General features: G+C 56.6%; 20 protein-coding genes. 8 read left to right on the top strand and 12 right to left on the bottom strand.

The window, feature by feature from the left end:
- Window positions 1-162: 162 nt before the first annotated feature.
- Window positions 163-1,734, top strand: a complete 1,572-nt coding sequence (locus CQ018_RS15500) for a Na+/H+ antiporter (protein ID WP_105550924.1) — start codon at window positions 163-165, stop codon at window positions 1,732-1,734.
- 38 nt (window positions 1,735-1,772) lie between these two features.
- Here the strand turns inward: CQ018_RS15500 and CQ018_RS15495 are convergent, their stop codons facing one another.
- Window positions 1,773-2,714: an NADP-dependent oxidoreductase gene (locus CQ018_RS15495; RefSeq protein ID WP_105550923.1), complete on the bottom strand. Its 942-nt coding sequence runs from the start codon at window positions 2,712-2,714 to the stop codon at window positions 1,773-1,775.
- Window positions 2,715-2,947: 233 nt separating this feature from the next.
- Here CQ018_RS15495 and ald point away from each other — a divergent pair, with 233 nt between their 5' ends.
- The gene (ald, locus tag CQ018_RS15490) at window positions 2,948-4,066 is read left to right on the top strand and encodes an alanine dehydrogenase (RefSeq protein ID WP_105550922.1); all 1,119 of its coding nucleotides are present in this window, start codon (window positions 2,948-2,950) and stop codon (window positions 4,064-4,066) included.
- A gap of 1,265 nt (window positions 4,067-5,331) precedes the next feature.
- Window positions 5,332-7,998: a M14 family zinc carboxypeptidase gene (locus CQ018_RS15485; protein WP_105550921.1), complete on the top strand. Its 2,667-nt coding sequence runs from the start codon at window positions 5,332-5,334 to the stop codon at window positions 7,996-7,998.
- 84 nt (window positions 7,999-8,082) lie between these two features.
- Here CQ018_RS15485 and CQ018_RS15480 read toward each other — a convergent pair whose 3' ends face one another.
- A complete protein-coding gene (locus CQ018_RS15480; RefSeq protein ID WP_105550920.1) occupies window positions 8,083-8,484 on the bottom strand; it encodes a YchJ family protein in 402 nt (133 codons plus the stop codon).
- 201 nt (window positions 8,485-8,685) lie between these two features.
- On the opposite strand from CQ018_RS15480, the gene purS reads away from it, so the two are divergent.
- The 3 genes from purS to purL are packed head-to-tail and all read left to right on the top strand — an operon-like array spanning window position 8,686 to window position 12,004.
- A complete protein-coding gene (purS, locus tag CQ018_RS15475; RefSeq protein ID WP_105550919.1) occupies window positions 8,686-8,937 on the top strand; it encodes a phosphoribosylformylglycinamidine synthase subunit PurS in 252 nt (83 codons plus the stop codon).
- The gene (purQ, locus tag CQ018_RS15470; RefSeq protein WP_105550918.1) at window positions 8,937-9,692 is read left to right on the top strand and encodes a phosphoribosylformylglycinamidine synthase subunit PurQ; all 756 of its coding nucleotides are present in this window, start codon (window positions 8,937-8,939) and stop codon (window positions 9,690-9,692) included. The genes purS and purQ overlap by 1 nt, the downstream gene beginning before the upstream one ends.
- Window positions 9,693-9,718: 26 nt before the next feature.
- Window positions 9,719-12,004, top strand: a complete 2,286-nt coding sequence (gene purL, locus CQ018_RS15465) for a phosphoribosylformylglycinamidine synthase subunit PurL (protein WP_105550969.1) — start codon at window positions 9,719-9,721, stop codon at window positions 12,002-12,004.
- Window positions 12,005-12,079: 75 nt separating this feature from the next.
- Here purL and CQ018_RS15460 read toward each other — a convergent pair whose 3' ends face one another.
- The 3 genes from CQ018_RS15460 to CQ018_RS20740 all read right to left on the bottom strand — a co-directional run bounded on the left by CQ018_RS15460 (window position 12,080) and on the right by CQ018_RS20740 (window position 14,000).
- Entirely contained in the window at window positions 12,080-13,255 is a 1,176-nt protein-coding gene (locus tag CQ018_RS15460; RefSeq protein WP_105550917.1) for an ATP-binding protein, read from the bottom strand.
- 353 nt (window positions 13,256-13,608) lie between these two features.
- Window positions 13,609-13,764 carry a VOC family protein gene (locus CQ018_RS20745; RefSeq protein WP_374954212.1) on the bottom strand — a complete coding sequence of 52 codons (156 nt, stop codon included), beginning with the start codon at window positions 13,762-13,764 and terminating at the stop codon, window positions 13,609-13,611.
- Window positions 13,765-13,823: 59 nt separating this feature from the next.
- Entirely contained in the window at window positions 13,824-14,000 is a 177-nt protein-coding gene (locus CQ018_RS20740; RefSeq protein WP_308729214.1) for a hypothetical protein, read from the bottom strand.
- A gap of 191 nt (window positions 14,001-14,191) precedes the next feature.
- Between CQ018_RS20740 and CQ018_RS15450 the strand changes: the two genes are divergently transcribed.
- Entirely contained in the window at window positions 14,192-16,084 is a 1,893-nt protein-coding gene (locus tag CQ018_RS15450; RefSeq protein WP_105550916.1) for an FAD-binding monooxygenase, read from the top strand.
- Between the two features lie 60 nt (window positions 16,085-16,144).
- On the opposite strand, the gene CQ018_RS15445 is transcribed toward CQ018_RS15450, so the two are convergent.
- Together CQ018_RS15445 and CQ018_RS15440 are read right to left on the bottom strand one after the other, a co-directional pair.
- The gene (locus tag CQ018_RS15445; protein ID WP_258142646.1) at window positions 16,145-17,806 is read right to left on the bottom strand and encodes an HD domain-containing phosphohydrolase; all 1,662 of its coding nucleotides are present in this window, start codon (window positions 17,804-17,806) and stop codon (window positions 16,145-16,147) included.
- 9 nt (window positions 17,807-17,815) lie between these two features.
- Window positions 17,816-18,592, bottom strand: coding sequence for a hypothetical protein (locus CQ018_RS15440; protein WP_105550915.1), 777 nt, complete (start codon window positions 18,590-18,592; stop codon window positions 17,816-17,818).
- Window positions 18,593-18,851: 259 nt separating this feature from the next.
- Between CQ018_RS15440 and CQ018_RS15435 the strand changes: the two genes are divergently transcribed.
- The gene (locus tag CQ018_RS15435) at window positions 18,852-20,612 is read left to right on the top strand and encodes a lipase family protein (RefSeq protein WP_105550914.1); all 1,761 of its coding nucleotides are present in this window, start codon (window positions 18,852-18,854) and stop codon (window positions 20,610-20,612) included.
- A gap of 11 nt (window positions 20,613-20,623) precedes the next feature.
- Here the strand turns inward: CQ018_RS15435 and CQ018_RS20735 are convergent, their stop codons facing one another.
- The 5 genes from CQ018_RS20735 to CQ018_RS15410 form a co-directional block, all read right to left on the bottom strand.
- On the bottom strand, window positions 20,624-22,039 hold the full coding sequence (locus CQ018_RS20735; protein ID WP_105550913.1) for a DUF1990 family protein: 1,416 nt from the start codon (window positions 22,037-22,039) through the stop codon (window positions 20,624-20,626).
- Between the two features lie 10 nt (window positions 22,040-22,049).
- Window positions 22,050-22,373: a putative quinol monooxygenase gene (locus CQ018_RS15425; protein ID WP_105550912.1), complete on the bottom strand. Its 324-nt coding sequence runs from the start codon at window positions 22,371-22,373 to the stop codon at window positions 22,050-22,052.
- Between the two features lie 24 nt (window positions 22,374-22,397).
- Entirely contained in the window at window positions 22,398-22,784 is a 387-nt protein-coding gene (locus CQ018_RS15420) for an MmcQ/YjbR family DNA-binding protein (RefSeq protein WP_374954211.1), read from the bottom strand.
- A 209-nt stretch (window positions 22,785-22,993) separates the two neighbouring features.
- Window positions 22,994-23,941: a class C sortase gene (locus CQ018_RS15415; RefSeq protein WP_105550911.1), complete on the bottom strand. Its 948-nt coding sequence runs from the start codon at window positions 23,939-23,941 to the stop codon at window positions 22,994-22,996.
- Between the two features lie 95 nt (window positions 23,942-24,036).
- The gene (locus CQ018_RS15410) at window positions 24,037-25,551 is read right to left on the bottom strand and encodes a SpaH/EbpB family LPXTG-anchored major pilin (protein ID WP_105550910.1); all 1,515 of its coding nucleotides are present in this window, start codon (window positions 25,549-25,551) and stop codon (window positions 24,037-24,039) included.
- Window positions 25,552-25,573: the final 22 nt, after the last annotated feature.

Below are 25,573 nucleotides of genomic sequence, written 5' to 3'. Positions count from 1 at the left end.
CCATTGTTGGGGCACTGCGCCAGTCCTAGCCACCGACGAGGCATTTGGCGGAGTCGGCAGTGGCTCGGGAGAATTCTCAATAACCAGCTTCAGGACAACACCGCGTTAACGTCAGCGACACATGGGTATGAAAAACTCGTTCCAGAGGAAAGGTACTAAGCCATGGAATTCTTGTTGCTTCTAGTCGGGCTGCTGTTCGGAACCGTACTCGTGGTGGGGCTGGGCGAACGTATTCGACTCCCCTACCCAATTTTGATGTTGCTATTCTCCGCGGGTGCGGCATTCTTGCCATTTATCCCCGAAATTCATATCAACCCCGAGCTCATCCTTCCGCTGTTCCTCCCTCCATTGCTTTACGCAGCTGCTCAACGTAGTTCCTGGTCAATTTTCCGGCTGCGTTGGCGCTCGCTGGTGCTACTTGCCGTCCTGTTGGTTGTCGCAACGACGGCAGTGGTAGCTGGCGTCGCCTGGTACATAGCCCCGGCTATCTCGTTGCCTGCGGCCATTGCCTTGGGTGCGATCGTTGCCCCACCGGACCCGGTGGCCGTTGAGGCCATCGCCAGCAAGGTGAAAATGCGCCGCAGGTTGGTCACCGTGCTGCAAACCGAGGGTCTGTTCAATGACGCAATGGCAATTGTCATCTTCCAGGCAGCGGTTTCTGCAGCACTCAGTGGCGGTGAGGTCGGCTGGGAGGTTGTTCCTAAATTTGTCATTGGTGCTGCCGGCGCTGTGCTTCTAGGCCTTGGAATGGCATGGCTGGTGGGGGCGCTCAACCGCTTTGTACCTAATCTCGTCGCGCGTTCGGCAGCCACGTTGGTGGCACCCTACGCCGTATATCTACTGGCCGAAGAGATTCATTTCTCCGGTGTTGTTGCGGTTGTTGTCACGGCCCTTGAATTGGGCCGTCGGGCACGCCCTCAGGACTCCGAGGAACGCCTCACCCGCACCGCATTCTGGGATGTGGTTGAGCTGCTGACCACGGGTGTCGCCTTTGGGTTGGTGGGAATCGAAATGCGTTACATCATCGAGGATGAAGGCAGGAATTTACTGACGTTTATCCCGGGTATTGCTGCCGTATGTATTGCGGTTATCCTCGTACGTTTCTTGTGGATGATGACAATGTTCAAGATGGGCGGCACCGAGCACAAGAACAAGACACCTGGTTCCCTCAAAGAAGTTTTGGTACTCACGTGGTGTGGCATGCGAGGGTTGGCAACCCTTGCGTTGGCCTTGGCTTTGCCTTCTACTATGAGCAATGGGGAGCCGATGCCGGGGCGCAACTTTATTGTTGCCACGGCCTGTGCAGTTTTGATTGTCACGCTGGTGCTTCCGGGCTTGACGCTTCCCGCCTTGATGCGTGCGCTGAAGTTGCCAAACGATCACGCAACAGAGGAAAAGGCCGAACGTTCCTTGGCCCAAAGGGCCGAGCGAGCCGCCCTAGAAACCATGAAACGCTCCACGGTTGCCGCGGCGCTTCCGCAGAAGCGCCGGGATGCATTGGCCAGGCGTATGTCCTCGCTCCACACAATCTTGGAAGCCGATTTTGAAGAAGACCCAGAGAAAATGTTGCGGCTCAAACAGGTGCTGAGAATCATGGATGAGGTGCAACGCGAGGCGTTGGACGCAGCCCGGGAAGAAATGCTCAAGGCCCGCAACGAACACGGAAACGACCCCGAACTAGTAGATCGAGTGCTGCGCCGACTAGATCTGCGTACGGTGACGCTGGATCACTAACGCTAGTGAGCCGACCGCCACAGGTCGGCTCACTAGCGTTAGTCAGTAAATTCGGTCAGCACGATCTTTCCTCCGGCATGCCCGCTCATGCTCTGTGTGAAAGCGGCAGCAGCCTGTTGCATTGGATATGTGGAGACCACATGAACACCAAGTTTGCCCTGCTCAACTAAGGCGTCGAGGCGTTGAAGTTCTTTCCCGTCGGGTCGCACCCAAATGTAGCGCCCGCCGTGGGCTCCCACGGTGCCATCGGCAATTGACGCATGACTTCCAGATTCCTTGAGTACGGCAAGCGTTGGCTCAAGTGCCTCGCCGTGGAAGTCGGCAACAGCATCAACTCCACCGGGTACCCGTGCGCGCACAGCCTCAACAAGGCCGTCACCATAAACCAGCGGTTCGGCCCCCAGCGAGTTAAGCAGCTCGTGGTTCTTTACAGACGCAGTTGCCAACACGCGCACTCCTGCCGCCTTGGCGATCTGGATCGCGGCCTGTCCCACACCGCCAGCCCCATTGTGAATGAGCAGGGTTTGCCCGGGAGCTAGCTCCAATGAGTCAAGCGCACGCAGCGCTGTCCCTCCGGTCAGTGGCAACGCTGCGGCTTCTTCGAAGGACAACTGATGAGGTTTGTGCGCCACCACATGGGCCGGAAGCGTCATATATTCGGCAAAGGAACCAACGCCAACGCTGTCACGTCGACCATAGGCGTGCACCTCATCGCCGATCTTGAATTCTGGGGTGTCAAAGCCGACAGCATCCACGATCCCGGCAACGTCCCACCCTGGAATTGCGGGGAAGGCGATGTCCATGATCGGGTCTAGGTATCCGGCCATCACCTTCCAATCCACCGGATTCACCCCGGCGGCCTTGACCTTGATCCGCACGCTGCCGGGGCCAACCTTGGGCAGTGGAAGATCCATGCGCTTCAGCTTCTCTACGCCTCCGTAGCTGGAGTAAGCCATTGCCTTCATGGTGTATTCACTCATCGTGTTTCCCGCTTTCACCGCGTAGTTCAAGTACTGCCTCCCACTTACAACAGCCAGCGAGATGAAAATATTCATGGCTCGGCCCTGTGCGCTTACAGCCACTGACTGAGCTGACAAGAGGCTTCGACATATACCCGTGATCCCGGGCTTTTTGTTCATCCGCAATCTAGACTCAAGCTCAACCGTGCCCCGTAAGAACGGGGTACCTACATAATCCCGAGGAGTTAGTTTCGATGATCATTGCCGTGCCCAAGGAGACCAAGAATAACGAACTACGTGTTGCCATCACCCCAGCGGGTGTAGCGGAGTTCGTGGCGCACGGCCACCAAGTCACGATCGAATCAGGCGCGGGTCTTGGCTCAGGCATCGAAGATGCCCACTATATGGAAGCCGGAGCGCAGATAGCCGCAGATGCCGCTGCCACGTGGGCTGCCGGGGACATGATCCTCAAGGTCAAGGAACCAGGTAGCGAAGAATACGGACTACTACGAGAAAACCAGATCCTCTTCGCCTATTTGCATCTTGCCGCGGCTCCCGAATGCACCGAAGCGATCCTCAATGCGGGCACTACCACCATTGCTTATGAGACGGTTCGCCGCGGGTCCGCGCTGCCACTCTTGGCTCCCATGAGCGAGGTTGCTGGTCGACTTGCAGCACAGATTGGTGCCTTTACCCTGCAGGAACCGGCAGGCGGCTCTGGCATCCTCATGGGTGGTGTTCCAGGTACTCGCCCGGCCAAGGTTGTCGTGATCGGCGGCGGTGTTGCAGGCGAAAACGCCGCAGCGGCCTCGGCCGGCCTCGGAGCGGATGTCACAATTTTTGATGTAAATCTGGCTCGTTTGAAGGAAATCGACACCGATTACCGTGGCAGGGTCAAAACTCTTGCTTCATCCAAGCATGCAATTGCTCGAGAGGTTGCCGAGGCAGATTTGGTGATTGGTTCGGTATTGATTCCCGGTGCCGCGGCACCAAAACTTGTCACTCTCGACATGGTAGAAAAGATGCGTCCGGGATCGGTACTTGTGGATATTGCCATCGATCAGGGCGGTTGCTTTGAAGGCTCACATCCCACCACTCACGCGGATCCTACCTACAAGGTTCATAACGCTCTGTACTACTGCGTGACAAACATGCCAGGGGCCGTGCCACAGACCTCAACCGCGGCATTGACCAATGCAACATTGCCCTACGCGCTACGTATAGCCAATAAAGGTTGGAAGCAGGCACTGAGCGAGGATTCTGGCTTCGCCAATGGCCTCATGACTCACGGTGGCGAAATTATTTCCACCCCGGTTGCCGATGCGCTGGGGCGCGAGCACCGCTCAATCGACGATGTACTCTCCGGGAACTAACACAAGAGTTACTTAAGCAACTCTCGCAACTAACACTAACTACCGACACAATACACACCACTGACGTTGTGTAAGTAGTTAGTGATAGTGACGGTCAGCGGTGCGAACCAAGTTCGCTATCCAACAGCATCCAGGTAGCACCAATGGTGCATCGTCTCACCAGAAGTCCTTGTCTTCAATACTGGGGCCTTCTCCTTGAACATTCCGTTTGCTTCAGAGCTCATAGGACTCCTAGCGGTCAAGGGGTGATCAAATAAGTGGCTCTCAAAACGATAATATTCAGGGAATCTCGCATCCATCGGACCCTTGACTCATTTTTGTTCGCCGACGCTCAAGCATCTTATTCACAAAATCAGCCAAGTTGCCCAAATAAAACATGATTTTCCCTGTGCAACCAATATCTGGGTCAAAGAGATGGATAGATGCGCGTCAACTGCGTCTCGAACTACTCACGACAGTTGCGCGCTGTTCCTCTTCGTAGTACGGAAGCATCCGCGTATAGCTCATCTATTAGTGGGCCCATGCTGAACTTATTTGAAGCATTCATCCATCCAATCGGCCTCACATAGTTCTATTTTCGATGAAGAAGCCTTCAACTTTGATGAAAATGCTTAGACATCTATGGATGTTCACGGTCTAAGTTTTTCGCCGTGGCAAGTCTCAATCTCGGCCTGATCAGCTATTTTTCCTGCTTCCCTTGGAACTTATGAGTTCCGCTCTGGACGCAAGAATGCCAACAATTCGTCCAAACCGTCATGCAAAAACTAATCAACTCCGTGTTTTTGAACACTCCCACGCTAATTTCGAAGCATGCGTATTTAGCTTAGAATTGCGTGCTAAACATAGCCAACGTTCCACCCCAACATAGCTGGGACATCATTACACATTCATATTCGAGTTGGGTATCAACAGGTCAGATTGAACATTTCAGAGCTATAGAGATAATCCGTCGAAGCTTCCGGTCTATCCCTAACTTACAAATCTCCCCTGCATCCACACATTTCTACCCACAAAATAAATGATTTGGATAACTCATGTGCAAAATTCTCCATTAGACATTAAGCTGCGCATGCCTGTATCCACTGGACGATTTGCTATTGAAAACCCTCGAAGCGATTACTATGTTGGTCTCAATCCCACAAGGATAAGATCCTACGCATCATGCGAAATCCCCACGCATTGCTTCACGGCTCGACTCTGCAGGCTCGCGCCGCTTTACCCGGACAAGTATGTCCGGGTAGGACTTGAGATCTAGTGAGGAAATCATGAAAGTTCGAAAGAGTTTCTTGGGTGCTGCCTCGTTTCTTGCAGTTGCTGGCTTGTTAGCAAGCCCTGCGATCGGAGGAGTCGCCCCTTGGGCAAACTTGAGCATTACGGCCCAGAACCCCAGCAAGGCACCAGACGTCCCCGCACCCTCTGCTTACTTTGGGTTTGAAATCGGTGACGAAGGAAAGCTGGCAGCCTTCAGTAAGATCAAGGAATATTTTCAGCTCATTGCATCGAAATCAACCGAAGTCGAATATGAAGTCGCGGGCAAGACCACCGACGGAGACGACTACCCGATCTTGCGCATGAGCAGTACTGAAAACCTTGAACGGCTCGATGAAATCCTGGCCATTAATGATCGTTTGGCCGACCCGAAAGCACTGGAATCAGACGCTAAGAAGGCTGGTATCAGCGTAGACGACTATGCCAGGGAACTGGCAAAGACAACGGTGCCCGTCTACTACGTCGAAGCAAGTATCCACGCCACCGAGGTTGGAACCACACAAGCGATGGTAAATATCGTTCATCGTCTTGCCACTGAGGATTCCGATGAAACAAAAAAGATCTTGTCGAACATGGTCGTGCTAGTCGTCCCGTCGGCAAACCCTGATGGCCAGAAAATGGTAGTTGACTACTTCAACGAGACGGCAGGAACTGGCTACAACCGAACGTACCCGGATCTGTACCACCGCTACGCTGGTCACGACAACAACCGTGACTGGTTCATGTTCACCCAAGATGAATCTCGGACTCGCGTTTCGCTTGAACAGAAGTACCGGCCAGTTGTTCAGCATTACATGCACCAAGCCGGCACGACAAGCCCACGTATTTGGGTTCCGACTTGGGACGAACCACTATCTTCAGCGGTTAATCCAATTTCTGTCACTGGAAGCAATGCAATTGGTATGGAAGCCCAAAAGGATCTGACTGCCAAGGGACTCAAAGGCACCCAGCATGATGACGCCTACGGAATCATGTGGAACGCAGATGTCGCCGGATACGGAACATTCCAAGGTGCATCGGTATGGCTAAGCGAAGTAGCTTCAAACCCTGACCTCGCGTACACCTACAGTTCCGATCGTCTTGACGACAGTCCACGGACTATGCGTAACCCGATGCCTTACGATTCAACGACGTGGACCTTTAAGCAAAACGTCACCTACCATCAGAATGCCGCGTTCAGCGGTATGAATTCGGTTGCCGAAGATGCTCAAGATTATCTCTTCAACAATCTGTATCAGGTGACTCAGGATGCATACGACTGGGACGCCGATGCCTACGCATATGTCATCCCTGCCAAGCAACGGGATCAGTACGCCGTATATGACATGCTAAAGGTTTTCGAGTTCGGCAAGGTTGAAATCGATCGGGCCACAAAGAGCTTCAAAGCCGACGGTAAAAAGTACGAGAAGGGTTCGTACATCATCAAGACCCAGCAACCAATCGGCCGTTGGGTCGACCAGTTGCTGCGGATTGATAAGTACCCCGACAGTGCACGAAAGTGCACCAATGGCTGCCCACTCATCATGCCCTACAGCGAAACCACAGATAACCTCGGGCTATTCTTCGGCGTTGAAGTAAAGGCGATTGACGGAGAGTTCAAGGCCAATACAGAACGTGTTCACGCCGTCGCACAAGAACGCTTCCGCATGCCCAAGGCTCCCCAGAAGGGAGGCGCATACGTAGTAGCTCCTGACTCATACGGGCTCGGAAAAATCATCGATGCGCTACAAGATGCAGGGGTAACAACCTTCCGTGCGAAGTCTGGCGTCAAGGTCCTAGGCACGACTCTTTCCGAAGGCGCTCTATTGATCCCAGCAGACAAGAAGTCTCGCCAAGTGCTCGAATCAGCACTAACGCAAACAACGCTACCTGTTTATGCGCTTGAAAAGATGCCGAAAACAGCGGCCATCAAGCTCAAGAAAAACACCCGCGTGGGCCTAATCAAGGGAGCGAACAATATGCCAGGTGGGTGGATGACTTGGATGATGGATCAGTTCGGAACCAATTACAAAGTTGTCGAGGCCAAGGACTATGCGAATCTAGCCAAGAAGTTCGACACCATCATCTTGGCTCCCGGTATTTCAGCTGACCGCATCACAAAGGGTCTCGATGCAACCAAGTATCCAGAAGAATTCGCTTGGGCGGCTGGCGTGCCTGACGGCCTGACCAAACTCAAGGAATTCACTAACAAGGGTGGCAACTTGGTGGCTCTTGGTTCCGCTTCGGTAACCGCTATTGATGCACTGGGTTTACCAGCACAGAACATCACCCCTACTGACCGCAAAACCTTCAATGCTCCAGGGGCTCTACTTGCCCAAAAGTACGACGTGTCTAAACCTGCCACGTGGGGCATGCCGAAGAGTTGGCCAACATGGTACAACAATGATGCGGTGTTCACTTTGAAAGACAAAAAGGCCAGCGCATCAACCTACCCCACGAAGGGCGATCTCCTCGTCAGCGGGTACGCCTCCGGAACCGAAGCAATCGCAGGTGGCACGAATATCGCGTCATTCGCTTACGGCATGGGAAATGTAACGGTCGCAGGTGGTCATATCACGTTCCGTACTTGGCCGCGGGCCAGCTGGACCGTCGTGACAAATGCCATCTACAACGGAGCCGGCTCCGAGGTTTCCAAATCGGAGCTCGCTCGTATCAATAAGTAGGGCTCGCCATATCCGGCTAGACCCGAGTAAATGAGTGGGGGGTGGGATTTTTCCCACTCCCCACTCACACGTCCAACGCGTTCGCTATTCAACAGCATCCAGGTAGTACCAGCGGCCGTCCTCACGCACAAAGTTGCTGACCTCATGCTGGGATTCGCGCTGACCCAAAATCCTGTAGTGCGCCTCAAATTCGACGATTCCACTCTGGTCAAAGGGGCCACCGGATTCGGTGCGAATGATCTCAAGATTGCGCCACACAATTGCCTCATCCAACTCGAGCTCCGTCGGACGAGTAGTGGGGTGCCAGGTAGCCAACAAATAGTCGGGAAGCATCATGGCAAAGGCGCTAAAACGTGAACGCATCAGTTCAACAGCTGTGCCCGGCCACACCGGAGCTTCTAATTCTCGGTAGCCTACGTGAAATCGACCACAGCAGGAACCGTAGATTTCCCCGGAATTGCATAGGCATCGTGCATCTTTATCCATTTAACTAGCTTATGCGCACCGTGTTGTGCGAATACTCCCCGGTAAAGGTGGCCTTGGTCCCTTTATTGAAGCAAACCAAAATCAATGGATTGTTTGCTTGCCGGTAGACTTAGAAGGCAAGCTCGCGGAACGCCCCCACCATTGGCGTGAGACGGCACGTCCGCAGGCGATTAACCACCCCTCGCGCACAGGAGAACCCGGATGCCCCGGATCGTTGTTGATGTTATGCCCAAGCCCGAAATCCTTGACCCGCAGGGCAAGGCCATCGTTGGCGCACTTCCCCGCCTCGGCTTTACCGCTTTCAGCCTGGTCCGTCAGGGCAAGCGCTTTGAACTGACCGTCGAGGGCGAGGTTACCGAGGAAATCCTGGCTCAGGCCCGCACCGCGGCCGAGACTCTGCTCTCCAACCCGGTCATCGAAGACGTTGTCAACGTCGAGGTTGTCGCAGACTAATGAGTGCAACCGAACTTCCATTGATCGGCGACTATTCGACGCCGAGCACCGCCCTTTCGGGCGCACGCATTGGCGTTGTCACCTTCCCCGGCACCCTCGATGACCGCGACGCAACTCGCGCCATCCGCGTAGCCGGCGCCGAGGCAGTATCCCTGTGGCACGCCGACGCTGACCTGCAGAACGTCGACGCAGTCATCATCCCCGGTGGCTTCTCCTACGGTGACTACCTGCGCGCAGGTGCCATCGCACGCTTCGCACCGATGATGGACAAGATCATCGATGCAGCGAACTCCGATGCCAAGCTGCCCGTTCTGGGTATTTGCAATGGCTTCCAGATCCTGACCGAATCGCACTTGTTGCCGGGTTCCATGGTGAAGAACGATCACCTGAAGTTCCTCTGCCGCGACCAGGTCCTGCGCGTGGAAAACAACACCACCGCCTGGACCAACCAGTACGCACAGGGTGAGGAAATCACCATCGTACTGAAAAACCAGGACGGCCAGTACGTGGCCGACGAAAAGACCCTCGACGCCCTTGAGGCCGAGGGCCGCGTGGCCTTTAGTTACGTTGGCTGGAACCCTAATGGTTCGCGCCGCAATATCGCTGGTATCACCAATGAAGCGGGCAACGTGGTGGGCCTTATGCCGCACCCGGAGCACGCAGTTGAGGCCGGATTCGGCCCCGACCACACCGGAACCGACGGACTTGGTTTCTTCACCTCCGTCCTGACCCACCTTGTTGGAGGCCAGAAGTGAGCGCCGCAGAAGTAAAGAAGTTCAACATGGACACCGTGGAAAACGCCGCGGCAACTCCAGAGACCGAACTTCCTTGGGCCGAGCTCGGCCTGAAGCAGAACGAATTTGAAGAGGTCGTCAAGGTTCTGGGCCGCCGCCCCACCGCTGCCGAACTCGCGATGTACTCGGTCATGTGGTCCGAGCACTGCTCCTACAAGTCCTCGAAGAACCACCTGCGCCAGTTTGGCGACAAGGTCACCGAGGAAATGAAGAAGGACATGCTCGTTGGCATCGGCGAAAACGCCGGCGTGACCAACCTGGGCGACGGCTGGGCCGTGACCTTCAAGATCGAATCGCACAACTCCCCGACGATGATCGAGCCGTACCAGGGTGCGGCCACCGGCATCGGCGGCATCGTGCGTGACATCATCTCCATGGGCGCACGCCCGGTAGCCGTGATGGATCCATTGCGCTTCGGTGCCATCGATCACCCGGATACCGCACGCATCATGCACGGTGCGGTTGCCGGCATCGGTGGCTACGGCAACTCGCTGGGTCTGCCGAACATCGGCGGCGAAATGGTCTTCGACTCCGTGTACCAGGGCAACCCACTGGTTAACGCACTGGCAGTTGGCGTCATGCGCCACGAGGACATCCGCTTGGCAAACGCCTCGGGCCTTGGCAACAAGGTTGTGCTCTTCGGTGCACGCACCGGTGGCGACGGCATTGGCGGCGCTTCGATCCTTTCTTCGGAATCCTTCGACGATTCCAAGCCATCGAAGCGTCCGGCAGTTCAGGTCGGCGACCCGTTCGCCGAGAAGATCCTCATCGAGTGCTGCCTGGAACTGTTCAAGGGTTCCCTCGTTGAGGGTATCCAGGACCTCGGTGCCGCTGGCATCTCCTGCGCCACCTCGGAGCTTGCCTCCAATGGTGACGGTGGCATGGACATCGAGCTGACGTCCGTTCTGCTGCGCGATCCGACCCTGACCCCGGGCGAAATCCTGATGTCCGAGTCGCAGGAACGCATGATGGCCGTGGTTTCCCCGGATAACGTGGCAGCCTTCGAGGCAGTCATGGACAAGTGGGCCGTTGAATACTCGTGGCTCGGCGAGGTGACCGACACCAACCGCCTGGTTATCAAGTGGGATGGCGAGGTCATCGTCGATGTTGACCCGCGCACCGTGGCACACGACGGCCCGGTCTACGACCGCCCGTACGCTCGCCCGGAGTGGCAGGATGCCCTGCAGGCAGATACCTTCAAGGCATCAGCCGCTGGTGCGAATTTGCCGTCCACCGGTGAAGAGCTCAAGGCCACTTTGGTTGAGCTGATGGCTTCTCCGAACCTGTGCTCCAAGAACTGGATCACTAACCAGTACGACCGCTATGTTGGCGGCAACACCGCACTTGCAACCCCGGATGATGCCGGTGTGATCCGTGTGGATGAGGCAACCGGTCTGGGCGTTGCTCTGGCTACCGATGCCAACGGCCGCTACACCTACCTAGATCCGTACCACGGCGCGCAGCTGGCTCTCTCCGAGGCCTACCGCAACGTTGCTACCTCCGGTGCCATCCCGATGGCAGTTTCTGACTGCCTGAACTTCGGTTCCCCGGAAGACCCGGATGTCATGTGGCAGCTGGCAGAGGCCATTCGTGGTCTCTCGGATGCTTGCATGGTGCTCGGCGTTCCGGTGACCGGCGGTAACGTGTCGCTGTACAACCAGACCGGCACCACCCCGATCCACCCGACCCCGGTTGTGGCAATGCTCGGCAAGCTTGACGATGTTGCACGTCGCACCCCGTCGGGCTGGCGCGCGGATGCAGATGGCCAGGCCATCTACCTGTTGGGCACCACCTTCGACGAGCTCGATGGTTCGGAATTCGCTAACCTCCGTGGTCACCTTGGCGGTCTGCCGCCAAAGGTCGATCTGGAAGCAGAGAAGACCCTGGGTGCGATCCTGATCAACGCCTCACGCGATGGCATGATCGACTCGGCACACGACCTCTCCGAGGGTGGCCTGGGTGCCGCACTGGGCGAGATGGCTCTGCGCTATGGCGTTGGCGCCCGCGTTGCACTTGATGATCTGTGCGCACGTGACGGCGTAGACGCCTTCACCGCACTGTTCTCCGAGTCGCAGGCTCGCGCCATCGTTGCTGTTCCGCGTTCGGAAGAAGTTCGCTTCAACGACATGGCTACCGCGCGCAACTTCCCGGTACTTCGCCTAGGTGTTGTCGACGCATCGGCTACCTCGCTTGAGGTTCAGGGCCAGTTCGATCTGGACCTGGCCGAGCTGCGCGAAGCTCACGAAGCAACGCTGCCGAAGTACTTCGGCTAAGCGTTAGTACTCCGTAATAGAGCGGGGCGGCGGAAGGATTTTTCCTTCCGCCGCCCCGCTCTCGTTAAAGCGTGATCATCTCTCGATGTTTTGTCTGCGGATGAAGTCGGCCATGCCTGGAACCGTAAACGCTATTTCACCATGCTCGGGGGAATAAACGAGGCCCTTGGCAATAAGCTGGGCCCGATATGTGCCTATACTGGCTGCGCTGCTCTTCAGTCGCGTTGCAATCTCTCCCGTCATCGACGGGCCTTCCCCATCTTCCGCCATGGCGAGCATGTATTCACGTTCTTTTGGGGTGGCACGGTCCCAACGAGATGGAAAGAATCCCGCGTCCAGTCTCATTAAACCAGCGTTAACTGCAGTTACTGCATCATCTTTTTGGAATGGATATGCAGTCGCTACGTTCCACATTGCGCTACCGAATTCCTGGACGAAGTAGGGGTACCCGCCAGAAGCTTTGACGAGTTTGTCCAGTGCCTCCTGAGAATAGGTAGGCCCAACCGTTCGAGCAGGGATAGTAAAGGATTCCTCGGTTTCTTCCTTCGTGAGCTTTCCGATGACGCGATAGTCAAAAAGGCGCTCTGCATAACTTCTTGCGTCCGCCAGTCGTGCAGGAAGGTTGGGCAGACCCGCACCGACGACGAAGAAGGGCAGCTCGTCTTGGCTTGCATGATGCTGTGCGGTAACCAGCGCAATAAGCAATTCTTCGTCAAGGTCTTGCATCTCATCGATAAAAATGACAAACCCTTGCCTGATCGATCTCATGGCATGAGCTACATCTTCAATAACATCTCTTAAATCGATGTCCATAATGCCGGTTTGAGCACGGGACGGATCGATATCCACCTCAAGAGAAATTCCTGTAACGCCGAAGGTTGCCCCAAATGACGAAACGGTTTGAAGCATGTTTTTGAACTTAGGCTCCTTCGAGCGCTGGACGTACCGGCGAGAAGCTATCTGAAGTTCTCGTGCAAGAGTGTTTCGCACATCTTTTGCCGCTGATGCGCCCGTCTGAGCCTCAATCTTAATTGTCAGCCACCCATGCGCTCTTGCGATGCCTCGCAGTTTATTGAGCAGTACAGTTTTTCCGACTCCACGTAATCCACTGAGCATCATCGACCGACTATGGCGAGATAGCTTTGTCCTAGCAACCAAAAGATCAAATGCGTCAATTTCCGATTCCCTACCAGCCATGAATAGTGGAGGTACTCCGGATCCGGGATTATAGGGGTTCAGTGCGGGCTCCATAGACCAATTATGACAGAATATGCATCAATATAAGGAAAAGTCCCATACTCACTTATATCTCTTCATACAGGCCTCCGTTTGCCGCTCGAGCCTCCTCGCAATAGCTCCAGCACACGACCTGTCCGATGGCGGTCCCGTCACTGCGTTGCACTAGATAATCTGCGCGAAGCTCACGAGGGCACGCTGCCGAAGTATTTCGGCTAGGCGTTAGCACTCTGCAATACGGCGGGGCTGCTAAAAGGGTTTTCCTTTAGCAGTCCAGCTGTCGCTACAGCAAGATTTATGCAAGGTGCAAGCACCCCTCCTATTCCCCCTGATACGCGTAGAAGTTTTCATATCCCCCGGGCTGGCCGTCAGGCTCCGGTAAGTGGCACGAGCACCTCAACCCGATTTCCAAACGGATCTCGACAATGAAACCGTTCGTATCCCTCAAAGGTATGCCGTTCCTCCCAGGAAAATTCAAAGCCACCCGCTTGGATCCTCACGGCCAACTCTTCGAGCTCTTCCACAGATTCCAATACGAAGGCCGGGTGCGATTTCTTACTGGGCACAGACCCGGGGTCAACACCTAAATGGACTTCGGCAACAACAACGCCGCTGTCATAGGCGCGGAACCAACAGCCCCGCGGCCGGCCAGTGAAAGCGGCTTTTCAACTTCGCTAAGACCCAATATCTGGGCGTAAAACGTGCGAGCCCGATCTTCCATGCCTGCCGACATTGACAGCTGTACGTGATGCAATCTCATACTTTCCTCCGCTTTAGCTCCTGACTTCCCCCAGCAGTCTATTACCCGCCCACTTCTTCCACTTGTGAGCCAGCTCTCCGGTACAGTAGAGTTCTGTACCACAGGCAAAAGTTCAACTATGGAACATCGAGTTCTAATATAGAACACACTGAGGCCGCAAACACTCGCAACGTTGAAAAGAGGAAAGCCACGTGCAGTTCCACCACCACGGTTACGTATCCGGTGACCCGCGTATCAAACCAGCCGCCGGAGTCGGCATCAACCGCCCGGAGGAACTCCCCGAGGAAGTCGACGTACTGATCGTCGGTTCCGGCCCCGCCGGCATGCTCGCCGCAGCCCAGCTGGCCCAATTCCCGGACATCACCACGCGCATTGTTGAGCGCCGCGATGGACGCCTGGAAATCGGCCAGGCCGATGGCATTCAGGCCCGCAGCGTGGAAACCTTCCAGGCCTTCGGCTTCGCCGAACGCATCATTGCCGAGGCTTACCGCATCACCGAGATGGCCTTCTGGCGCCCGGATACCGAAAATCCCAAGAACATTGTGCGCGGCGGGCGTGCCGTCGATGACGAGCACGGCATCAGCGAATTCCCGCACCTGATCGTCAACCAGGCACGCGTGCTCGACTACTTTGCCGAGGTCGCACGCAACTCCCCGACTCGCCTGACTCCCGACTATGGCTGGGATTTCCAGACCCTCGAACTCACCGAGGAAGGCGACTACCCGGTCAAGGTCACCTTGGTGCGCAGCGCCGGCGAAGATGCCGGCACCGAAAAGATCGTGCACGCCAAATACGTGATCGGCTGCGACGGGGCCCGCTCCAAGGTCCGCACCGCCATTGGAGCCACCATGGCCGGCGACAAGGCAAACCACGCTTGGGGTGTCATGGACGTCGTTGCCTCCACAGATTTCCCGGACATCCGCCTCAAGTGCGCTATCCAGTCCCACGACGGCGGCTCGATCCTGCACATCCCACGCGAAGGTGGACACCTCTTCCGCATGTATGTAGACCTTGGCGAGGTCGCCGAGGATGACAACGGCGCGGTGCGCCAGACAAGCATCGAGCAGATCATTGCGCACGCCAACCAGATCCTTACGCCGTATACCTTGGATGTGCGTAACGTTGCCTGGCACAGCGTCTACGAGGTCGGACACCGCCTCACCGACCGCTTCGACGACGTATTGCTCGAAGACATCGGAACCCGCAACCCGCGCGTATTCATCACCGGCGATGCCTGCCACACGCACAGCGCCAAGGCCGGTCAGGGCATGAACGTTTCAATGCAGGACGGCTTCAATATCGCGTGGAAGCTGGCCCACGTACTCGAGGGCCGCAGCCCTGAGTCACTGCTTTCGACCTACTCGGCCGAACGCCAGGTAGTAGCCAAGAACCTCATCGATTTCGACAAGACCTGGTCCACCATGATGGCCAAGAAGCCCGAAGAGTTCGAGAACCCCTCGGACCTCGAGGACTTCTACGTGCGCACCGCCGAATTCCCGGCCGGGTTCATGACCGAATACACCCCCTCACTGATCACCGGCGAGGCAAGCCACCAGGAACTCGCATCCGGCTACACCGTGGGCAAGCGCTTCAAATCCGCTATGGCCTCACGGGTCTGCGATACCAACCCGATGCAGCTGGGCCACCATGCAACCGCCGATGGCCGCTGGCGCATCTATGTCTTCGCCGATGCGGCGGCGCCGGGCACCGGATCAAAGGTCGATGAACTAGGCAGCTGGCTAGAAACCGCCACCGATTCCCCGCTTGCGGCAATGCCCGAAGGTCTGGACGAGGACGCCTGGTTCGACGTGAAGGTCATCTACCAGCAGCCACACGAGAACATCGACATCAACGCGGTCCCATCGGTCTTCAAGCCACTGGTTGGCCCGTTCAAGCTCACCGACTACGAGAAGGTCTACGGAGTGGTTCCGGGAGCCGACATCTTCGAGACGCGCGGGATCTCCCGCGACGGCGCGATCGTGGTGGTCCGTCCAGACCAGTACGTGGCAAACGTGCTGCCGCTAGATGCCACCGCGGAACTCGGCGCATTCTTCGCCGGGATTCATACCGGTGCACGCGTCTAGCCAGCAATAACCTACATTCGGGGCCCGCAGCGCACATCGCTGCGGGCCCCGAATCTCCCGCTACACAATCTCCGCTGTGCGAGCTGCAGCGCTCGGGTTTACTGGGGTTCCGCGATCCCACAATCCATTTTCCAGGGCAAACAACGTGACAGACACCCGGTTTGTTGCCCCGCTCTTTAGATAAATATGTTCAATGTGGTTGCGGGCGGTCTTGGGGGAAATGACCAGGGCTGTGGCAATGCCATGGTGATCAATACCCCTGCATAGCAAGCGCAACACCTCAATTTCACGGGCCGTAAGCCCACCGGCCCCGGCCCCACGTAGCTTCCCGCTACCCTCGACCGCGGCGAGCACCGCTTCGATGGAACGAGCTTCAAGCCGACCCGCGGCACCTTCGGCACGCAGACGCGCACCCGCGGCACGAGCCTCGAGTGCCACCCGGTGCGGACGTGGCTCCAGGTAGGTTTGATAGGCATCAACCGCCGCGAACAGTCGCTGACATGGATCCAGAGCTGGTGCCGTGCGTCCCAGCGGATAGCCGGAGCCATCGAGCCGCTCACGATGGGCTCCCGCTACCTGGGCAACGCGTAGCATTCCCGGAAGCCGGCCAAGGATCCGTTCGCTCAGCAGCGGATACATGGCAAGGTGTTCGCGCTGTACCCCGGAGAGCTCTCCGGGCGCATCCCAGATCGAGTTGGAAACCCCCATTCGGCCCAGATCATGCACCCAGCCCGCACGTCGTAGCACCCGAGTCTCGGAAATTCCCAGCCCGTAACTGGCTGCCGCCGAGCCGGCCAGGTCTGCAACTGCCCGGGAATGAGCAGTTGTCCACGGAGACTTCAGATCGGCAAAATCCCCCATGGCCTCGAGTACCGCGTCAAGCTCCGGCGCGGTGAGCATTGCGTCCCGTAGTACCGAGTTCAGCACGTTATCCCAGGGATCGGCGGCCAACAATCCATCAACTAATTGTGTTGCGCGTGCACAGAACAGCTCGGCGAGTGCCGGATCAAACTGGGTTCCGCTACGCTTCTTCACCATTGACAGGCTCCCGGCTAGGCCCGAGGAGCGCAGGTATACCTCGACGGTATCGGCAAGCTGTGCAATCCGCATTTCTAAGGGAATTTCCGCACCGGATTTTCCTGCCGGTAGCCCCTTCCCGTCCCACCGTTCAAAGGTGTTAGCCAGAATGACCGGTAATTCTTCGTCAAGGCCGATGCGTGCTGCCAACCGACCGGCCGAGGTGCAGTGCGAGGAGATCAGTTCGCGCAGTTCTGGGCGTGCCGTGGCGATGAATCGGGCCTGTGCCATCGTTCGCCTGGCTCCCTGCTGGTCCGCGGCAATATGGCGCACCATCATCGAGAGCATCGAAAGGCCCCTGGCATCGATCAGGTAGTAGTCGGAACGAAAGCCTATGTCATCGCCAAATAGCGCAGCGAGCTCGGGGGAATCGGCATGGCATCCAATCCAGGCCAACAGATTGGCATAGTAGACACGTTCGCGCAGTTGCTGCCCACCACCCACAAGGTCGACGATCCGCAGCCCCAGACAGGTTGCGCGCAACATATGTTCCATGGGTTGGCCAAGTCCTAGGTCAATGGCCAGCGAAAGGGCTCCCAAGAGTTCGCTGCGGCGCGGCGTTTTTCCGGGAGCTTGAGGTTGTGCACCACGTTCCCGATTAGCTCTCGCGGGCTTCGGAAAAGTCTCCGCTTCGTGCTCGGCCACGAAACAATTTTACGTCGCGAGCAGAGCCTTGGACTGCCCTGATGAGGTCATGATTTTGTTGCTCTCCGGCAGGGGAGGAGCGTCGGCCGCCGTCGAGGGGAATTCCAAATTCATCTCGGCAACGAATAGGCCGCGCTGCGGCAACCAAAAATCACCAAGCTGCTCTTGCACCTCCAATGGTTGCGGCATCCCAATGTCTTTTCCGTCAACCACTGCCGCGGAGGTTTTTACAGTCCATATTTGCAAGGGCCTGGCGCGAAACCACTGGCCGTTAGGCACGTGCCCGGCCATGCCGAGCTTTCCGGCTCGTAGTACCGGTCCCATCGCGGCTCCCATGGTCCTCAGGATGCGATCGTCGTGCCACATCTTTGCGGGAATACTGCCCGCCAGTTTGCTCAGAGATCCAGACACCAAAGTGATTTCCAGCTCGATCCGCCATTCCAGCACCCCTGGCACGGCGATCTCCAACGTAAAGGGTCCGGTAAAGTTTCCGTCCACCGGGCGCCGGATTGCCTGGCTAAAAGCTGCCCCAAAGTACCTGTTGCAGCTGAGCTCCGGTGGGGCATCGGCATAGACACTCCACCGCCCGTCGCTCCTGCGTAACCACACGGCATGGTAGGCAGGGCCTATTGAACTTGCGGTGAAACGTCGGTACGCAAGGTACCGCCCGGCTCCGAAAGGCATTCCCATCAGTGCATAACCAGAAAATCGTTCGGCGTTGCCAGATGGTAGTTGTGGTTTGTTTTCTGCCTCGTCCGCATATTTTTGCGGGGTTCGTAACGTCATGGCGTCCTCCCGGTCCTTGATATGCCAAGACTAGGAGCACCGTCGCCCCCGGCGCATGGGGCTGCTGCCTTATCTATTGCCGATACTTTCGGTCGTGGGGAGGCCGCCTAAACACCTCAAGGTAGGTGTGGTGCTTTTAGATGTGCCGCGCGCATGCAATCTTTAGTGCAACGGATACCTGGCAATGCGCTGCAATACGGCAGAATTTATAAGAGGCTAAGCATGTAGCTTGCCAGCGCTCCTTGGAGGGAACCACCCCATGACACACCTGCTACACAAGATTCCGTTGTGGGTACGCCCAATACTCGGTCTGGCGTTGGTTGTCATGGGTTCGATTCTTGCATTGAACTCCTCGGCCTCCGTCAAGGTTTTCGTCGTCCTTGTGGCTTGCGGATTGATAACCGTTGGAGTTACAAGAATTGTTGGAATCTTCGGCAAGGAACCTGATGAAGATCAAGGTCTACCCGGGATCATGGGTCTTAGCGGAGTACTCCTGGTAGGTGCCGGAATTGCCGCATTATTGTGGCGCGGCACCACGCTACCCATGCTCGCGCTTGCAGTTTCCATTGCCCTACTAATTTCCGGCACCGCATCCCTCTCATCCCTTTTCACAAAATCTTCAAGGCATAAGACCTCCTCGGCATTGAGCGGCCTCGCCTCGATGATTGCCGGGTTGCTCGTCCTATTGTGGCCGACGCTAAGCCTGTGGGTCTTCGGTGTGTTCTTTGGTGGCTGGCTCATCTTTAGCGGTTTGCGTTTGATCTTGGCATTTTTCGGCAGAAATCACCACGAGAACCCAGCCAAGCAGCAAGGAAAATTCCGTACCCTCAGCAAATTAGCCGGTTCGGTGCTTGCCTTAATCCTTGCCATTGGCATGGTGCTGGTTACCTCATTTATTCACTCGGGCGACCCGCGATTAGTACCCGATGCGTTTTACACCCCACCAACCACGGTGCCCGAAGAACCCGGCATGCTTCTTCGCTACGAACCACTACACGAAGGCATTCCGCAAGACGCCGATGCATGGCGCATCCTTTACACAACGACACATCCCGATGGATCACCGGCGGTGGCATCAGGCTCCGTGGTTGTCCCCAAAACCCACGGTAACGATCCGCTTCCGGTCATCTCGATTGCGCACGGTACCAAGGGAATCATTCCGCGATGCGCTCCAACGCTTTCCGCACGCCCTCTTGCCGATGGCCCCGCTGCTGCATTACGGGTTTTAGTATCCGAAGGTTGGGCGGGGGTGACAAGTGACTATGTTGGTTTGGGGACCGAGGGGCCGCACCCTTACCTGGTAGGTCAGGCCGAGGGCCGCAATGTGCTTGATGCTTACCGTGCCGCTACCGAGCTCGAAGGCTTCACATTAAGAGACGACACGGTATTGTGGGGCCACTCGCAGGGTGGTCACGGAGCACTTTTTAGCGCGGCTATTGCCAAAGATTATGCTCCCGAGATCGAAATCCTTGGTGTTGCGGCCTTGGCCCCGGCGACCAATCTTGTTGATCTTGCCCTAGGTGTCAAAGACTCGGCAGCGGGCAAGGTGGTTTCCTCGTACATAGCCGGAGCCTGGAATGAAGTGTTCCCGGAACTTGACGTCAATTCAATGACCACTCCCGGATACTCCACTGCTGTGCAACGCATTGGCGATCTCTGCTTTGACGGACGAGACGCACTGGCAGCCGTTATTCGCGGCACGCAACTCTTTGACGCGGTGATTCCCGAAAGTGCGATCAACGGGCCGATCGGGGAGATGCTGCGCGAAAATTCGGTGAATATGCTCCTTGAGGTTCCCCTCTTTGTTGGTCAGGGGCTAGCGGACCAGCTGGTATTACCGACCATGCAACAAGATTGGGTGGCGGAACGTTGTGCTGCCGGGCAAACCATGGAATACCGCGAGTATGAGGGGCTCGATCATATGCCGTTGGTTGAGGATGAGTCCCCGCTCATAGGAGATCTTGTACTCTGGGCAAAAGACCGCTTGTCCGGCAAGGAACCTCTCAACACCTGCCCATAGCTCCGCGCTATTTAGGAGTCTTGGGCAAGTAGTCGCGCTGCTTGCACATAACGGCGTGTGGCAAAACGTTGGACCGCCGTCGAAAGCGGTGCAACTAATCTGTAAAACCAGGTTGAATGCCGGGACCCGGCAACGATCTCTAGGTATACGCTCCCATCCGTGCAGAGTACCGCGGCAAAGGATTCTTCCCCGGTTTCCGGGTGTCCCTCTAATGTCCCGTAGGCAAAACCCGATCGTATTTCCGCCGTTGTTTCATCATTGATTAACCGAACTACCCGGCAGGGTGCGGTAATACGGGCCGGACCAAAACCAAAGCCCAAGTGCACAAAGCTGCCCAGTTGCACCCGCGGGGTATCGGGCCGCGTACGTAATCCCGAACGTTCATGCAATTTCCAGCTCAGGATTCCATCGGCCAGTGCCTCAAAGGCAGCTTGGCCGTGCCCCACCGGCTCACGCAACTTCGACGCAGTAAACCCGGCGGGAATCTGCGCTTGTTCGGTCATCCCAATTTCCAGATAGTTCACATCTCGCAGCGCGCCAATGCGGTAGAGCCGACGCCGTGCGGCAAGTTCCGCTGGCCCGCGCTCGTCAAGCACGAGTCCGGCCAGCCCAAGGGCGGCCTTCCCACCAAGCCTGCTGGGTACCTTTAGTGGGCCGAGCGTTGCCGACTCTAGACCCAAAAGCTTCCTATGGTTTTCCGGAAGTGTGTCAACGACCGCTGCGAAGAGCAACCTGTAACCGGGCAACACCACCGGATCAAGCGGTGGGTTTTTCAGGAAAGAAACAACCTCCGCAACCCGGGGACCGCCAACGAGCTCGCCGCGAGACTCATATCCGGCAATCGCGGCCTTCAATTCGGCGTCACTGCGCGGTGGGTTAGTAACACCCATGAGTTCCCCTGCTTTGGCCCATTCGCGCACATACGCATCGGCTCCCTGCGGCACCGGGCCGCTGAAGGCTTCGTGGCAACGCAAGAAAGCGTCGGCAAAGGCTATATGCACCCAGTCGGAAAGTCCTGGATCGTTTGCCGCGTACTCGCGTTCTTCGCCGTTGCCCGAGGTGAAATTTCCGACGACGGGTTGATGCAACCGCTGAACCCAAGCACAAGCAGCATCCGCGGACTTGGTATCGCCGTAGGTCAGCGTGAAGATCCAGCGGATGGTCCCGGCAAGTCTTGCCAGCGGATCGACTTGATAATTTGAGTGTTCAGCTACCCCGGCCAGCGCGCCGGGGTGTAGCGCTTGGGTGAGCAACGCCCTGATGCCCGCGGCAATGGGGCTCATGCCACCATGGACCACCCAGACCGCCGAATCATGGGCAAAATACCCGGTGTCCTCCCCCGCATCCAGCGCACGTTCCCAGAGAGGATCATAGGTTTCCTGCGCGGAAAATGTCTGATGAAGCTTGAGCCGGAGCGCGGAGAACATGGTGAAATTACTAACCGATCTGCAATTCGCCCATCTCGCCCCAGGAATCGCCCTCAACCTTGCGGGAAACGATCTTGGGGGTTGAGACAAGCGCAGGACGCATGGATTCAAGCCCTGCCTTGAAGTGATCGGAATTTACGTGCAGACCAGCTGCCTCATCATCAAGGAATGCCTCGACGAGGACAAACTCTGAAGGATCTTCAACCGACTGTGACCAATCGAACCAGAGGTTCCCCGGCTCTGCGCGGGTGGCGGTGGTGAATGGGGTTACCAGCTCAATGAACTGTTCGGTGAACTCGGACTTTGTCTTGAATTTAACTACGATGAAGTACATATTTCTAAGCGTACAGATTCCGTTTCATTCTCGCTGAACAATTCCCTGCCAGCCCAACGCCTCACGTTCCGTGCGCGGCAATGAAGCGACGACTAAGTCATAGGAATCCTCGATGAGGTCCCGCATCGTTTCGGGGTCCAATCCCGGGGTGATGGTGTTCCAATGTTTTTTGTTCATGTGATACCCGGGGGTGATCTGAGCATTTGCAACACGCAGTTGTTCGGCAAGGGCCGGATCACATTTAAGATTTAGGCTTACGATGCCTCCGCGGTGCATCAGCAAGCCAAACATTTTGGCGCGTGCTCTTTCACGGCCGGCGACCTTAAACACCGCGGATTCGGGGCCGAAGGGGAAGTCTTCAAAGGCTCCGGGCTGAGACAGTGCCATGTTGCGCCATAATTCGTATTCCACGTTTCTAATCCTAGGTTCTAGAACCAGTCTCTGGGGATGATAGCAATACAAGCGATAGCCGGCATGCGGCCCGGTAGGGGGGAGTCCGGTGCATGCCGGCTATCTTTGGTGTTCGCGTCAGGCTCAAGAATCTAGGCCTTGGATGCGAACGAATTTGCTGCCCCTATACGTAGTCGTGCGGGACGGGCACTGTACAACGGCAGCAAGCCTTAGTGGCGCTTGGTACGCCGGACTCGTTTGGCATCGGTATATCCCGAGCGCCACACGTAAGTAGTGATCAAGATCAGCCCCCCACCATAAATGGCGGCCCACCATGGGAATCCGGGGATCGTGGGATCCGCACCGGCAGCTTCAATATCCTTGATGGGTGTTGGGGTAATCCGTTCCCCCGTCACCAATATTCTGTGGCTATTAATCCCTAGTGGTGTACACGTCACCAAAGTGACGAGGTCGTCTCCGGCAACCGTTAACAAGGTGTCCGTGTCATCCGGGTCAACAACTTTGGTTTCGCGTACCCGGTAGGTCAGGACCTCACCGAACACTTCAACGGTAAAGGTATCCCCCACCTTGACCTTATCTAGGTTGGAAAACATCGTTGCATTCGCAAGCCCTCGGTGCGCGGTGAGCACCGAGTGGGTATCTTTCCCACCGATGGGAAGGTGGGAACCTTCAAGGTGCCCGACGCCCTTGAGCAATACCTCATCGCTGGTGCCGTGGTAGATCGGCAGGTCAACGTCGATTGCGGGTATTTTTACGCGTGCCATCACTTCGGAGGCACCCGTGGAAAGAATATCTTTGTACACCAGCGATGTATCGCTAGATGATCCAGCGCCCGTGGGTACATTGGTATTTGCATCGAGACGCACACCGGAACTGAGCGCATCATTGTACTGGCGAGCTGCCCCAAGCTGATCAGAGCGTTCCGGGCCTGATGTTTGGACTTGCTGTGCAAGGTCCTTAATGAGCTGGGATTGGTTATATGAAGAAAGCCAGCTCGCCGCCAGTGGATATATCACGATGGTCAGCCCGGCTAGGGCCAGAAGCGCACTGATCCAGGTCAGTGCGCCGGGACGCCAACGCCGTTTTGCCCGCTTATTTTCAACGTTGGGTGTACCAACGTTTGAATCGTCGGGCGCTAGCTGCGTGGCGTTGGACATTGTGAAACTTCCTGGATCAGAGCGTGAAGATTATCGAGTGATGGGTGGCAGAGCGCTTGCTCTACCACCCATCATTCAAACTACAACGTTAGTTGTTAGTTCTGCTGCTCGTTTGCGGAGCGGCGACGGTTCAGCATGACCACGCCACCGGCGATCAGCAACAGTGCCGATCCACCAATAACCATGACCATCTGGCCGTTTGCACCGGTCAGCGGGAGTTCTGGAACTTCCTGCTGCTTGTTCACGATGGGATCTCCGTCGTACTCACCCTCGGCAGTCTGACCCTTAACAACCTTTACTGCGGTGAAAGCTGCGTCACCAGTAGGAGTGACAAAGCCAGCTGGTGCCTTGATTTCCTTCACCACGTAGCAACGGAACGCTGAGTCGCGTCCTGGATCGTTGACGCTGTCACTAACGAACAGGCCAGCAATCTTGATGGTGCCATCGGCACCGGAGGTGACAATCTTTTCAGCATTGACGTTCAAAGCATCGCCTGCTGGAGTTGCCGCACAGGTGGTTGCGTACGGGTCTGCTGCTTCGTAAACCTGAAATTCGGCGCCCTGCAGTCCCTTGGCGGCTTCGGAATCATCGATCTTCAGAATCTTCACGTCACCCCAGTTGGTGGTAACCGGCTTGGAGACGAGCTCATTTTCGTTTTCTGGTGTGTTGACGAAGACTGTTGCCTTATTGGTGATAGCGCCATCACCGATCTCGATAACGGTGCCCTGGAAGGTGGTGACAATCTGCTTCTCTGGCTGAGTCTTCAACCAAGCAAGACCAGCAGCGTTGAAGACAACCTCGCGCTTGTTTCCCACTCCATCAGCGGGCAGCACGTCGTAGTAGTCCACATTAACGTCGGCACCATCAAGGGTTACCGAGGTAACGCCCACCGAGCCCAGACGGGCATCCAAGGTATCCGAGATAACGTACTTGGTCAGCGATGAATCAGCGCGGACCGAAGGAACATCGGTCTTGACCGGGAACTCGACAACGCTTCCCAAAGTCAAACCATGCTCCGGGGTGATGGTCTTTTCAATGCCGGCGGTACCGTTCTTCGGGTACACGTTAACATCGTAGAGCCAGCCATTGTTGTGTGGCAGTGGGATCGTGACGATGAATGGAAGCGCGCGGTCAACGACTTCTGGCGGAGCAGCAGTTTCACAGAGCAGGTATGCGCCTACGGGAAGCTCCGAGATCTTGGCCTGACCCGCGGTCCCAGCTGATCCGGTGACGACTTTGGCAACTTCTGCACCCTTGGTGAGATCTGCCGGAAGCTCGCAAGCTGATCCGAGCGTAACGTCTTGGAGTTTGCCCCAGCCCTCGGATGTCTTCAGATTGACATTGGTAATTGGGAAGGCCGTGAACTCGACACCGTCAAGCGGTGAGCCCAACGCGGGAGAGCTGCCATCTGGATTCTGCACCTTATCGGTGCCGTTCTGGTGCTTGTGCTTGTGGATGTTGATACTGCCCTTGGCATCCTGATCGATGTTGCCCAACTCCGTTGCTGCGGAGGCTGCGGTGCTGCCCCCAAGCAGACCGGCAGAGGCCAATGCGAGTACGCCGAATCCGGCGAGTGCTCGCTTCCCCCAAGTGTTCTTGATTTCAGCCATGAGAGCTGTATTCCTTTCAATT

This window comes from Arthrobacter sp. MYb227 (genome assembly GCF_002975435.1).
Taxonomy (GTDB): Bacteria; Actinomycetota; Actinomycetes; order Actinomycetales; family Micrococcaceae; genus Paeniglutamicibacter.
Note: the sequence above shows the minus strand (reverse complement) of the source record. Positions and strands in the feature narration are given on the sequence as shown.

What these genes read in the sequence shown, in the direction of transcription:
- CQ018_RS15500 (WP_105550924.1), top strand. Translation starts at nt 163, where the DNA reads ATGGAATTCTTGTTGCTTCTAGTCGGGCTGCTGTTCGGAACCGTACTC.
- CQ018_RS15495 (WP_105550923.1), bottom strand. Translation starts at nt 2,714, where the DNA reads ATGAGTGAATACACCATGAAGGCAATGGCTTACTCCAGCTACGGAGGC.
- ald (WP_105550922.1), top strand. Translation starts at nt 2,948, where the DNA reads ATGATCATTGCCGTGCCCAAGGAGACCAAGAATAACGAACTACGTGTT.
- CQ018_RS15485 (WP_105550921.1), top strand. Translation starts at nt 5,332, where the DNA reads ATGAAAGTTCGAAAGAGTTTCTTGGGTGCTGCCTCGTTTCTTGCAGTT.
- CQ018_RS15480 (WP_105550920.1), bottom strand. Translation starts at nt 8,484, where the DNA reads ATGGATAAAGATGCACGATGCCTATGCAATTCCGGGGAAATCTACGGT.
- purS (WP_105550919.1), top strand. Translation starts at nt 8,686, where the DNA reads ATGCCCCGGATCGTTGTTGATGTTATGCCCAAGCCCGAAATCCTTGAC.
- purQ (WP_105550918.1), top strand. Translation starts at nt 8,937, where the DNA reads ATGAGTGCAACCGAACTTCCATTGATCGGCGACTATTCGACGCCGAGC.
- purL (WP_105550969.1), top strand. Translation starts at nt 9,719, where the DNA reads ATGGACACCGTGGAAAACGCCGCGGCAACTCCAGAGACCGAACTTCCT.
- CQ018_RS15460 (WP_105550917.1), bottom strand. Translation starts at nt 13,255, where the DNA reads ATGGAGCCCGCACTGAACCCCTATAATCCCGGATCCGGAGTACCTCCA.
- CQ018_RS20740 (WP_308729214.1), bottom strand. Translation starts at nt 14,000, where the DNA reads ATGAGATTGCATCACGTACAGCTGTCAATGTCGGCAGGCATGGAAGAT.
- CQ018_RS15440 (WP_105550915.1), bottom strand. Translation starts at nt 18,592, where the DNA reads ATGACGTTACGAACCCCGCAAAAATATGCGGACGAGGCAGAAAACAAA.
- CQ018_RS15435 (WP_105550914.1), top strand. Translation starts at nt 18,852, where the DNA reads ATGACACACCTGCTACACAAGATTCCGTTGTGGGTACGCCCAATACTC.
- CQ018_RS20735 (WP_105550913.1), bottom strand. Translation starts at nt 22,039, where the DNA reads ATGTTCTCCGCGCTCCGGCTCAAGCTTCATCAGACATTTTCCGCGCAG.
- CQ018_RS15425 (WP_105550912.1), bottom strand. Translation starts at nt 22,373, where the DNA reads ATGTACTTCATCGTAGTTAAATTCAAGACAAAGTCCGAGTTCACCGAA.
- CQ018_RS15415 (WP_105550911.1), bottom strand. Translation starts at nt 23,941, where the DNA reads ATGTCCAACGCCACGCAGCTAGCGCCCGACGATTCAAACGTTGGTACA.
- CQ018_RS15410 (WP_105550910.1), bottom strand. Translation starts at nt 25,551, where the DNA reads ATGGCTGAAATCAAGAACACTTGGGGGAAGCGAGCACTCGCCGGATTC.